10 protein-coding genes, 1 tRNA gene and 1 other RNA gene are annotated in these 10,490 nt (G+C 54.0%); 8 read left to right on the top strand and 4 right to left on the bottom strand.

What is annotated here, in order from left to right:
• The first annotated feature begins 7 nt into the window (after nucleotides 1-7).
• The 3 genes from RDN66_RS03915 (at nucleotide 8) to RDN66_RS03905 (ending at nucleotide 721) form a co-directional block, all read left to right on the top strand.
• A tRNA-Lys gene (locus RDN66_RS03915) sits at nucleotides 8-83 on the top strand.
• Between the two features lie 29 nt (nucleotides 84-112).
• A non-coding RNA gene (locus RDN66_RS03910) (RtT sRNA) lies at nucleotides 113-239 on the top strand.
• Between the two features lie 140 nt (nucleotides 240-379).
• A complete protein-coding gene (locus RDN66_RS03905) occupies nucleotides 380-721 on the top strand; it encodes a FlxA-like family protein (protein ID WP_035896903.1) in 342 nt (113 codons plus the stop codon).
• On the opposite strand, the gene RDN66_RS03900 is transcribed toward RDN66_RS03905, so the two are convergent.
• Nucleotides 712-1,638, bottom strand: a complete 927-nt coding sequence (locus RDN66_RS03900) for a LysR family transcriptional regulator (RefSeq protein ID WP_035896915.1) — start codon at nucleotides 1,636-1,638, stop codon at nucleotides 712-714. The two genes, RDN66_RS03905 and RDN66_RS03900, sit on opposite strands and share 10 nt — an antisense overlap.
• Before the next feature lie 89 nt (nucleotides 1,639-1,727).
• On the opposite strand from RDN66_RS03900, the gene RDN66_RS03895 reads away from it, so the two are divergent.
• The gene (locus RDN66_RS03895; RefSeq protein WP_035896904.1) at nucleotides 1,728-2,723 is read left to right on the top strand and encodes a bile acid:sodium symporter family protein; all 996 of its coding nucleotides are present in this window, start codon (nucleotides 1,728-1,730) and stop codon (nucleotides 2,721-2,723) included.
• Here the strand turns inward: RDN66_RS03895 and RDN66_RS03890 are convergent.
• The 3 genes from RDN66_RS03890 to zipA form a co-directional block, all read right to left on the bottom strand.
• The gene (locus RDN66_RS03890) at nucleotides 2,720-2,932 is read right to left on the bottom strand and encodes a DUF3820 family protein (protein WP_035896906.1); all 213 of its coding nucleotides are present in this window, start codon (nucleotides 2,930-2,932) and stop codon (nucleotides 2,720-2,722) included. The two genes, RDN66_RS03895 and RDN66_RS03890, sit on opposite strands and share 4 nt — an antisense overlap.
• 1 nt (nucleotide 2,933) lies before the next feature.
• A complete protein-coding gene (gene ligA, locus RDN66_RS03885; protein ID WP_202217474.1) occupies nucleotides 2,934-4,949 on the bottom strand; it encodes an NAD-dependent DNA ligase LigA in 2,016 nt (671 codons plus the stop codon).
• 70 nt (nucleotides 4,950-5,019) lie between these two features.
• Nucleotides 5,020-6,027: a cell division protein ZipA gene (zipA, locus tag RDN66_RS03880; protein WP_202217473.1), complete on the bottom strand. Its 1,008-nt coding sequence runs from the start codon at nucleotides 6,025-6,027 to the stop codon at nucleotides 5,020-5,022.
• Between the two features lie 230 nt (nucleotides 6,028-6,257).
• On the opposite strand from zipA, the gene cysZ reads away from it, so the two are divergent.
• The 4 genes from cysZ to ptsI all read left to right on the top strand — a co-directional run.
• Entirely contained in the window at nucleotides 6,258-7,019 is a 762-nt protein-coding gene (gene cysZ, locus RDN66_RS03875) for a sulfate transporter CysZ (protein WP_202217472.1), read from the top strand.
• A gap of 212 nt (nucleotides 7,020-7,231) precedes the next feature.
• Entirely contained in the window at nucleotides 7,232-8,203 is a 972-nt protein-coding gene (gene cysK / locus RDN66_RS03870; RefSeq protein WP_035896911.1) for a cysteine synthase A, read from the top strand.
• A gap of 385 nt (nucleotides 8,204-8,588) precedes the next feature.
• Nucleotides 8,589-8,846, top strand: coding sequence for a phosphocarrier protein Hpr (ptsH, locus tag RDN66_RS03865; protein WP_002913505.1), 258 nt, complete (start codon nucleotides 8,589-8,591; stop codon nucleotides 8,844-8,846).
• Nucleotides 8,847-8,891: 45 nt separating this feature from the next.
• The coding region (gene ptsI / locus RDN66_RS03860; RefSeq protein ID WP_308537574.1) for a phosphoenolpyruvate-protein phosphotransferase PtsI at nucleotides 8,892-10,490 on the top strand (1,599 nt) is incomplete at its 3' end.

Raw genomic sequence — 10,490 nt, 5'->3', positions numbered from 1 at the left:
CCACTTCGGGTCGTTAGCTCAGTTGGTAGAGCAGTTGACTTTTAATCAATTGGTCGCAGGTTCGAATCCTGCACGACCCACCAATGTAAAAAGGCGCCCTAAAGGCGCCTTTTTGCTATCTGCGATATAAACGATTCGAACCTGCCGCAGGTTCGGTGTCGAACGTAGTGAGACAACGGAGCCGTGTACGGCGACGGCCCGAAGGGCGAGCGAAGTGAGTCATCCTGCACGACCCACCAATGTAAAAAGGCGCCCTAAAGGCGCTTTTTTGCTATCTGCGTTTTATGTAGCCCGGCCAAGCGCAGCGCCGCCGGGAAAAGCTCAAGTCTCCCCCCATTCTGCCGATACTCCTTATATTTCTCCCAATAAGGCGTTCACCATGACCACCATCAGCGCTACCTCTATCGCTTCGCTAAAAACTACCACCAGCAACGCTGCTCCGAGCGGTAACGATGCGGCATCACAAATGGCACGTATCACCCAACAGATTGTTAAGCTGACCCAGCAGCTCAAAGAGATTGCTGATGGCAGCGGGAGTACGGAAGAAAAACAAAAGCAAGCGGAAATGATTCAGGAACAGATAACCATGCTGGAAGCGCAGCTTGCTCAGCTACAGCGCCAGCAAGCGGAAAAAGAGCAAGAAAAACTCGACGCCTCGTCGGCCGCGACAACCGGCATCAACTCACCCAGCGACGATCACCAAATCGATATCTACGTCTGATAGAGCGGGTCCTGTTGACGTTTATTCGTCAGACACTGGCTCTGCTCCCGTACCACGTCCCACAGAGCCTGGGCTGCGGTGGAGAGCGAACGATTTTTCCGTCTCGCCAGCATCAGCTGGCGCTCTACGCCCGGCGACATCCGCTTCACCACCAGTGGACTCCCTTCCGGCAACGGTAACGCCAGCGCCGGAATAATGCTGATGCCGATTCCTGCCGTCACCATGGGAAACAACGTCGCCGGGTGGCCAATCTCCTGCACGATGTTCGCCTCAATCTGATGCAGCTGGAGCGCTGCATCAATCAGCATCCGGCTGCCGGAAGCATAATCCTGTAGCACCAGTTCCGCCCCCTGAAGCGCCTGCCAGTCCACTTCCGGCATAACGGCAAATGGGTGATCGTTGCGACACAGCAGGAAGAACGGCTCGGAGAGCACCGTTTCGCACTGCAAATCCCCCACTATGCCAGGATCGATAACGATACCAAAATCAACATCTCCCTGGCGGATACTCTCCAGCACCCACTGCTGCGGTCGGTCGTGCAGCACAAAGCGAATATCCGGATACCGACGGTTGCTTTCGGCGATGCACTGTGGGATCAGATGCGCTGAAATCGTCTGGCTAGCCGCCACCCTGACCGTACCGCTTAGCTGCTGTCCGGTGCGTCCCGCCTCTCGCAGCGTGCCCTGTAGCTCATCCAGAAGCCGTTCCAGGCGAGCGGCAAGCTGCTGCCCCGCTTCCGTCAGCACCACCTCGCGCGTGGTACGGTCAAGCAGGCGGACGCCCGTCTGACTCTCCAGTTCCTTCACGCTATGGCTGACCGCCGACTGGCTGAGGCCAATTATCTCCCCTGCCCGGCTAAAACTCTTCGCCTGCGCCACCGTGACAAACACCTTCAACTGCCGCAATGAGTAATTCATCTGTTTTTTTCATGAATGAATGCAATAAATCAATTTTATTTCTCAAAAATAAAAAAGCAAAATGTATGCATCGATCTTCAGGAGTCTTTATGAAACTTTTCCGCATTTTAGATCCGTTTACGCTGACCCTTATTGCGGTTGTCCTGCTTGCCACCTTCTTCCCGGCGCGCGGCGACTTCGTTCCCTTTTTTGAAAATCTGACCACCGCCGCCATCGCGCTGCTGTTCTTTATGCACGGCGCCAAGCTGTCCCGTGAGTCGATTATTGCCGGTGGTAGCCACTGGCGCTTGCACCTGTGGGTAATGTGCAGCACCTTCGTGGTCTTCCCGGTATTGGGCGTACTGTTTGCCTGGTGGGCACCGATTAACGTCGACCCGCAGCTTTATGCCGGCTTCCTGTATCTGTGCATTCTGCCCGCTACCGTACAGTCCGCCATTGCCTTTACTTCACTGGCTGGCGGTAACGTCGCCGCCGCGGTGTGCTCTGCATCGGCGTCCAGCCTGCTGGGTATCTTCCTGTCGCCGCTGCTGGTTGGCCTGGTGATGAACGTACACGGCGCAGGCGGTAGCCTTGAGCAGGTGGGCAAAATCATGCTGCAACTGCTGCTGCCGTTTGTGCTGGGGCACCTTTCCCGTCCATGGACGGCGGCGTTTGTGACCAAACACAAAAAGTGGATATCCAAAACCGACCAGACTTCTATTCTGCTGGTGGTCTATTCCGCCTTCAGCGAAGCGGTGGTCAACGGTATCTGGCATAAGGTTGGCGTGGGGTCACTGCTGTTTATCGTCGTGGTAAGCATCGTGCTGCTGGCGCTGGTGATTCTGATTAATACCGTGGTCGCTCGTCGTCTGGGCTTCAACAAGGCGGATGAGATTACGATTGTCTTCTGCGGGTCGAAAAAGAGTCTGGCCAACGGTATTCCAATGGCCAATATTCTCTTCCCGACGTCAGTGTTGGGGATGATGGTGCTGCCGCTGATGATCTTCCACCAGATTCAGCTGATGACCTGTGCGGTGCTGGCCCGTCGCTACAAGGCGCAGGCCGAAAAAGCGCAGGCCAAAGAGCAGGCCCGCGTAGGAAGCTAGCGTTTCAGGGGCTGAACCAGCTGGCTCAGCCCTTCCGTTTTGATGAGCAGCGTCAGCTGCATCAGTTCGCCAAGGTGCCCGGCCGGAAACTGATCCTTTCGGGCAAACCACAGCAGATACTCTTCCGGCACATCAATCAGCCGCCGACCTTTGTATTTGCCGAACGGCATTTCGGTGTTGGCTATTTCAATCAGCTGCGCTTTATCCACCTCAGACTCCTAGCAGACGCAGCATTTCAGCTTCGTCGATAACCTCAATGCCAAGCTCCTGCGCTTTGGCAAGCTTCGAGCCCGCGGCTTCACCGGCAATCACCAGGTCAGTCTTCTTCGACACGCTACCGGCGACTTTCGCGCCCAGCTCGACCAGACGCGCTTTGGCATCGTCACGGGACATCTGGCTCAGGCTGCCGGTCAGCACCACGGTTTTGCCAGCAAACGGGCTGTCTATCTCTTCGGCGTTAATCACCACTGGAGCAGGCCAGTTCACGCCCTCTTTCAGCAGTTGCTGGATAACGTTACGGTTGCTCTCTTCGGCGAAGAAGTTGAAGACGTGATTCGCCACCACCACGCCGACATCAGGGACTTTTTGCAGCTCTTCAATGGACGCAGCTTCCAGCGCTTCAAGCGTGCCAAAGTAGGCCGCCAGCCCGGCTGCCGTCGCTTCACCGACTTCACGGATACCTAACGCATAGAGGAAACGAGCAAAGGTGGTCTGCTTCGCTTTTTCCAGCGCACTGACCACGTTCTGCGCCGATTTCGGCCCCATACGGTCAAGCCCGGTCAGTTTGCCTGCGGTCAGGGTGAAAAGATCGGCCGGAGTATGGACATATTCTTTTTCGACCAGCTGGTCGATGATTTTGTCGCCCATGCCGTCCACGTCGAGCGCACGGCGGGAAACGAAGTGCTTGAGCGACTCTTTACGCTGTGCGCCGCAGATAAGGCCACCGGTACAACGAGCAACGGCTTCGCCTTCCACGCGCTCGACATCGGAATTACACACCGGGCAATGAGTCGGGAAGACGATTTCCTGAGTGTTGTCCGGGCGCTCGGAAAGCACTACGTTGACCACCTGCGGAATAACATCACCCGCACGGCGAATCACCACTTTATCGCCGATGCGCAGGCCAAGACGTTCAATTTCATCGGCATTATGCAGCGTCGCATTACTCACCAGCACACCGGCTACCTGCACCGGCTCAAGGCGCGCCACTGGCGTAATCGCCCCGGTGCGCCCTACCTGAAACTCCACGTCGCGCACAAAGGTCATCTGTTCCTGCGCCGGGAACTTAAACGCCACCGCCCAGCGCGGCGCACGGGCCACGAAGCCTAGCTGTTCCTGTAAATCCAGCGAGTTCACCTTGATGACCACACCATCGATATCAAAACCGAGCGTCGGACGGTCTGCTTCTACCTTGTGATAGTAAGCAAGCACTTCCTCCGGGGAGTCGCACAGCGTGACGCGATCGCTCACCGGCAGCCCCCAGGCTTTAAACTGTAGCAAGCGCCCCAGATGAGTATCCGGCAGTTCGCCGCCTTCGAGTACGCCCACGCCATAGCAGAAGAAAGTAAGCGGTCGCTTCGCGGTAATCCGCGGGTCTAACTGGCGCAGTGAGCCTGCGGCGGCGTTACGCGGGTTGGCGAACACTTTATTGCCGGTGCGACGGGCTTCGTCGTTGATTTTTTCAAACCCGGCCTGCGGCATAAACACTTCGCCACGCACTTCCAGGCGAGCCGGAATGTTATCTCCGCGCAGCTTCAGCGGAATGGCGCGAATAGTTCGGACGTTCGAAGTGATGTCTTCACCGGTGGTGCCATCACCACGGGTCGCAGCGCTGACAAACACACCGTTCTCATACAGGATACTGACCGCCAGGCCGTCCAGCTTAAGCTCGCAGCACCAGGTCAGTTTATCCGTGCTCTTGAGGCGATCCTGAACGCGCTTGTTAAAAGCAAGGAAGCTCTCCTCGTCAAAGACGTTGTCCAACGACAGCATTGGCACTTCATGGCGAATCTGGCTGAACGCCGCCAGCGGCTCGGCGCCAACGCGTTGAGTCGGCGAATCGGAGGTAATCAGCTCCGGGTGCTGCGCTTCAAGCTCGCGCAGTTCACGCATCAGACGGTCATACTCCGCGTCCGGCAGTTCCGGGGTATCTAAAACGTGATACAGGTATTCATGATGGCGAAGCGTCGCTCGCAGTTCATTCAGTTGTTGTTCTATAGATTGCATATCACACCATCAATGATAAAAAACCCCCGACAGGCGGGGGTTCAGGAAGGATTGGCAACGCGCGAGCTTATCAGGCGTTAGCGTCTTTGACTTCGCGGATACGGTCCTGATACTCACGCAGCTTTTGCGGCGTCATCATACGGCGCTGATCGTCCAGCACCACACCACCCACTTCGTCAGCAATATACTGCGCTGATTGCAGCATCAGCTTGAAGTTCTGCAACTCGTCGCCGTAGGACGGCACCTGCATAAAGATGGTGACACCAGGCGTGAGCATATCGGCCATGGTATCTGGATCAAAAGTACCAGGCTTCAACATGTTGGCCAGGCTAAACAATGCCGGGCCACTGCCGTCCGGGCTGAGATGACGATGGAAAATATTCATATCGCCAAATTTAAAACCGGCCTGCTGGATGCTGTTCAGCAGCAGTTCACCGTTAATTTGCGTACCCTGATGCGCAGAGACGTTCATCACGATAACCGTTTCTTTACGCTCTGGTTTCTCTGGCTGAACGGGTTCAGGCGCAGGCTGGGCAGCAACCGGTTCTGGCTGCGGCGGCTGTACGGGTTCTGCAATCGGCTGTGGTGCCTGCGGTGCGACGGGCTGCTGAGCAACGTGCTGTGGCGCCTGGGCCGCAGGCTGAGGCTCTACCACCGGCGGTCGCTGAGGCTGCTGTACAGGCTGCGGCGGCGGTACCGGCGCGGGCTGTGCAGGCTGATGCGGCTGTTGTGCATGCGGCTGCTGTACCGGCTCTGGCGCGCGCGCAGGCTGAGGCGCCTGACGCTCGTAAGGCGGCTGGTACTGGTGTTGAGGCGCGTGACGAGGGGCTTCATGCTCCCCAGCAGCCCCATGGGCGTGATTGACCTTGTGGACACGAACTTCACCCACGCCTTCAACATTGTCATCGAAGTCTTCTTCCGATTCATCATCGGCATCACGAGACTTCATTCGCTTCATTGGACGATCGCGGAACATAGATGAACGCTCTTTACGGCTCGTCCAGAAACCATGAACCAGTAAAGCAAGTATGGCGATCGCGCCAACAATGATTAATATCAGACGCAAATCCTGCATCATTATATTCTCTGTTGTTCTAACACCTTGCCACCACGGCAAACATTTACTCACTAAGAGTATTTGCCCATCACGTCAAGTGCAAGTGTGCACATGACATTCACCGCAGAAAGATGAGTAAAATCGTATTTTTTGCTGGTTTTTCGAACATTTCCTAACTGGTCATTGTCCAACAACCCGATAATATATAGACGTCTTTTCAATGTAGTCAGTTAAAGGAGCTTCATCTGACCATGGTTTCATCGCCCACCCCTGCCGCACGTAGCGGCGTTTACTACTTCTCTCAGGGCTGGAAACTGATCGGCATGCCGGGTATCCGCCGATTCGTCATCTTACCGCTGTTGGTCAATATTATTCTGATGGGCGGTGCCTTCTGGTGGCTGTTCAGCAAGCTGGAAAGCTGGATTCCGTCCTTAATGAGCCGTATCCCCGACTGGCTGCAGTGGCTGAGCTACCTGCTATGGCCGGTGGTGGTTATCTCCATTCTGCTGGTTTTCGGCTATTTCTTTTCAACCATCGCCAACTGGATTGCCGCGCCGTTTAACGGCCTGCTGGCCGAACAGTTGGAAGCGCGCTTAACTGGTGCAACGCCGCCGGATACTGGGGTGATTGGCATCATGAAGGATCTGCCGCGCATCATGAAACGCGAATGGCAGAAGCTCGCGTGGTATCTGCCACGCGCCATCGTGCTGCTCCTGCTGTACTTTATTCCGGGAATCGGTCAGACGGTAGCCCCTGTGCTGTGGTTCTTGTTCAGCGCATGGATGCTGGCCATTCAGTACTGCGACTATCCATTCGACAACCATAAAGTACCGTTTAAGACCATGCGAGAGGCGCTGCGCACCCGCAAAGTGACCAATATGCAGTTTGGTTCACTGGTAAGCCTGTTCACGCTGATTCCCGTGTTGAACCTGGTCATTATTCCCGTCGCTATCTGCGGCGCAACGGCAATGTGGGTTGACTGCTATCGCGACAAACACGCCATGTGGAAATAACCTCACTTTCAGACCTAATGCACAACTGATGTTTAGGCCGGATAGGCGCAGCGCCATCCGGCCTACCTTTTACCGTTATGCCTTGCCTTATTCCATCCCGATAGCCATTATTTCCCTTCAGTATATAGATATGCGAAATCCTTACTTCCGCAGAATCTTTAAGCAGGTATGCTGGTCGAGTACCCCAAATTTCATACAGTTAAGGATAGGCCATGAGTAAGATTTTTGAAGATAACTCCCTGACTATCGGTCATACACCACTGGTACGACTGAACCGCATCGGTAACGGACGTATTCTGGCGAAGGTTGAGTCACGTAACCCAAGCTTTAGCGTCAAATGCCGTATCGGTGCCAATATGATTTGGGATGCCGAAAAACGCGGTGTGCTGAAACCTGGCATCGAACTGGTTGAGCCAACCAGCGGCAACACCGGTATCGCTCTGGCCTATGTTGCAGCCGCCCGTGGTTATAAGCTGACGCTGACCATGCCAGAAACCATGAGCGTTGAACGCCGCAAGCTGCTGAAAGCGCTGGGCGCGAATCTGGTACTGACCGAAGGCGCGAAAGGCATGAAAGGTGCCATTCAAAAAGCCGAAGAAATCGTTGCCAGCAACCCAGAAAAATTCCTGTTGTTGCAGCAGTTCAGCAACCCGGCTAACCCGGAAATCCACGAAAAAACCACCGGCCCGGAAATCTGGGAAGATACCGACGGTCAGGTTGACGTATTCATTGCAGGCGTGGGCACCGGCGGTACGCTGACCGGCGTTACGCGCTACATCAAAAATACCAAAGGCAAAACGGACCTGATTTCCGTTGCCGTTGAGCCAACCGATTCTCCGGTTATCGCTCAGGCGCTGGCGGGCGAAGAACTGAAACCAGGCCCACACAAAATTCAGGGCATCGGTGCAGGCTTTATCCCAGGCAACCTCGATCTGAAGCTGATCGACAAAGTTGTCGCGATTACCAACGAAGAAGCTATTTCCACGGCGCGCCGCCTGATGGAAGAAGAAGGCATTCTGGCGGGTATCTCTTCCGGTGCAGCGGTTGCCGCAGCATTGAAACTCCAGGAAGATGAAACCTTTACCAATAAGAATATTGTGGTTATCCTACCGTCTTCGGGTGAGCGTTATTTAAGCACGGCGCTGTTCGCAGATCTCTTCACCGAGAAAGAACTGCAACAGTAATGCCAGTCGGTTAAAATCGTGTAAAAAAGCACCCTTTCGGGTGCTTTTTTGTGGCATACATCAAACTTTTACCCCCCCTGGCATTGATTCACCTCCGTAGGTCTGGTATTTAACCTCTCATATTTATTTTGAGCCGCGAAATTATTCTTAACAGGTTTTCCACTAGCTGAATCGATTTTATGATTTGGTTCAAATCCTGCTTTCACGGCATAATGTTTAATGATAAGCGAAACGTCAAAGGCCAGAAGCGTCTGCGTCGGATGGTTTGTCGCCGATGGTAGTGCTGATTTTGTGGGCGTCGCTTGATTTGTAATACAGGCTAAAGTCTATCCACCAGGCTAGACTTTAGTTCCACAACACTAAACCTATAAGTTGGGGAAATATAATGTTCCAGCAAGAAGTTACCATTACCGCTCCGAACGGTCTGCATACCCGCCCTGCTGCTCAGTTTGTTAAAGAAGCGAAAGGCTTCACTTCCGAGATCACTGTGACCTCCAACGGCAAAAGCGCTAGCGCGAAAAGCCTGTTCAAACTGCAAACTCTGGGTCTGACCCAGGGCACCGTTGTTACCCTGTCCGCAGAAGGTGAAGACGAGCAGAAAGCAGTTGAGCATCTGGTTAAACTGATGGCTGAACTCGAGTAAGTTCAACGAGTTCTTTTAAATATCAGTCACAAGTAAGGTAGGGTTATGATTTCAGGCATTTTAGCATCCCCGGGTATCGCTTTTGGCAACGCACTGCTGCTGAAAGAAGATGAAATTGTCATCGACCGGAAGAAAATTTCTGCCGATAAAGTAGAGCAGGAAGTTGAACGTTTTCTGAGCGGTCGTTCTAAAGCGTCAGCTCAGCTGGAAGCCATCAAGACCAAGGCTGGCGAAACTTTCGGTGAAGAAAAAGAAGCCATCTTCGAAGGGCACATCATGCTGCTCGAAGATGAGGAGCTGGAGCAGGAAATCATAGCCCTGATTAAAGATAAGAACATGACGGCTGATGCAGCTGCGCATGAAGTTATCGAAGGTCAGGCAACTGCCCTGGAAGAACTGGATGATGAATACCTGAAAGAACGTGCGGCTGACGTACGTGACATCGGTAAGCGCCTGCTGCGCAACATCCTGGGTCTGGCCATTATTGACCTGAGCGCCATTCAGGATGAAGTTATCCTGGTTGCCGCAGACCTGACGCCGTCTGAAACCGCACAGCTGAACCTGAAGAAGGTGCTGGGCTTTATCACTGACGTCGGTGGCCGTACTTCCCACACCTCTATCATGGCGCGTTCCCTGGAGCTGCCAGCCATCGTGGGTACCGGTAGCGTCACCACTCAGGTGAAAAATGGCGACTATCTGATTCTGGATGCCGTGAACAACAAAGTTTACGTCAACCCAACTAACGAAGAAATTGAGCAGCTGCGCGCCATTCAGGAGCAGGTTGCCAATGAGAAAGCCGAACTGGCTAAACTGAAAGATCTGCCGGCAATCACCCTTGATGGCCACCAGGTTGAAGTTTGTGCCAACATCGGTACCGTGCGTGATATCGACGGTGCTGAGCGTAACGGCGCTGAAGGTGTTGGTCTGTACCGCACCGAATTCCTGTTCATGGACCGCGACGCGCTGCCAACTGAAGAAGAGCAGTTTGCGGCGTACAAAGCCGTTGCTGAAGCGTGTGGCTCTCAGGCAGTTATCGTCCGTACCATGGACATCGGTGGCGACAAAGAGCTGCCGTACATGAACTTCCCGAAAGAAGAGAACCCGTTCCTGGGCTGGCGTGCCGTGCGTATCGCAATGGATCGTAAAGAGATCCTGCGTGACCAGGTTCGCGCTATCCTGCGTGCCTCTGCTTTCGGCAAACTGCGCATCATGTTCCCAATGATCATCTCTGTTGAAGAAGTGCGTGCACTGAAGAAAGAGATCGAAATCTACAAACAGGAACTGCGCGACGAAGGTAAAGCGTTTGACGAATCAATCGAAGTTGGCGTAATGGTGGAAACACCTGCGGCAGCAACCATTGCGCGTCATTTAGCCAAAGAAGTTGATTTCTTTAGTATCGGTACCAATGATTTAACGCAGTATACTCTGGCAGTTGACCGTGGTAATGATATGATTTCACATCTTTACCAGCCAATGTCACCGTCTGTCCTCACTTTGATCAAGCAAGTTATTGATGCTTCTCATGCTGAAGGCAAATGGACTGGCATGTGTGGTGAGCTTGCAGGCGACGAACGTGCTACACTTCTGTTGCTGGGGATGGGTCTGGACGAATTCTCTATGAGCGCCATTTCTATCCCGCGCATT

Origin of the sequence: uncultured Kluyvera sp. (assembly GCF_902485085.1) — a bacterium.
Taxonomy (GTDB): domain Bacteria; phylum Pseudomonadota; class Gammaproteobacteria; order Enterobacterales; family Enterobacteriaceae; genus Kluyvera; species Kluyvera ascorbata.
The sequence above is the reverse complement of the archived record's forward strand: the minus strand, read 5'-3'. Positions and strand labels throughout refer to the sequence as shown.

What these genes read in the sequence shown, in the direction of transcription:
- RDN66_RS03905 (WP_035896903.1), top strand. Translation starts at nt 380, where the DNA reads ATGACCACCATCAGCGCTACCTCTATCGCTTCGCTAAAAACTACCACC.
- RDN66_RS03900 (WP_035896915.1), bottom strand. Translation starts at nt 1,638, where the DNA reads ATGAATTACTCATTGCGGCAGTTGAAGGTGTTTGTCACGGTGGCGCAG.
- RDN66_RS03895 (WP_035896904.1), top strand. Translation starts at nt 1,728, where the DNA reads ATGAAACTTTTCCGCATTTTAGATCCGTTTACGCTGACCCTTATTGCG.
- ligA (WP_202217474.1), bottom strand. Translation starts at nt 4,949, where the DNA reads ATGCAATCTATAGAACAACAACTGAATGAACTGCGAGCGACGCTTCGC.
- zipA (WP_202217473.1), bottom strand. Translation starts at nt 6,027, where the DNA reads ATGATGCAGGATTTGCGTCTGATATTAATCATTGTTGGCGCGATCGCC.
- cysZ (WP_202217472.1), top strand. Translation starts at nt 6,258, where the DNA reads ATGGTTTCATCGCCCACCCCTGCCGCACGTAGCGGCGTTTACTACTTC.
- cysK (WP_035896911.1), top strand. Translation starts at nt 7,232, where the DNA reads ATGAGTAAGATTTTTGAAGATAACTCCCTGACTATCGGTCATACACCA.
- ptsH (WP_002913505.1), top strand. Translation starts at nt 8,589, where the DNA reads ATGTTCCAGCAAGAAGTTACCATTACCGCTCCGAACGGTCTGCATACC.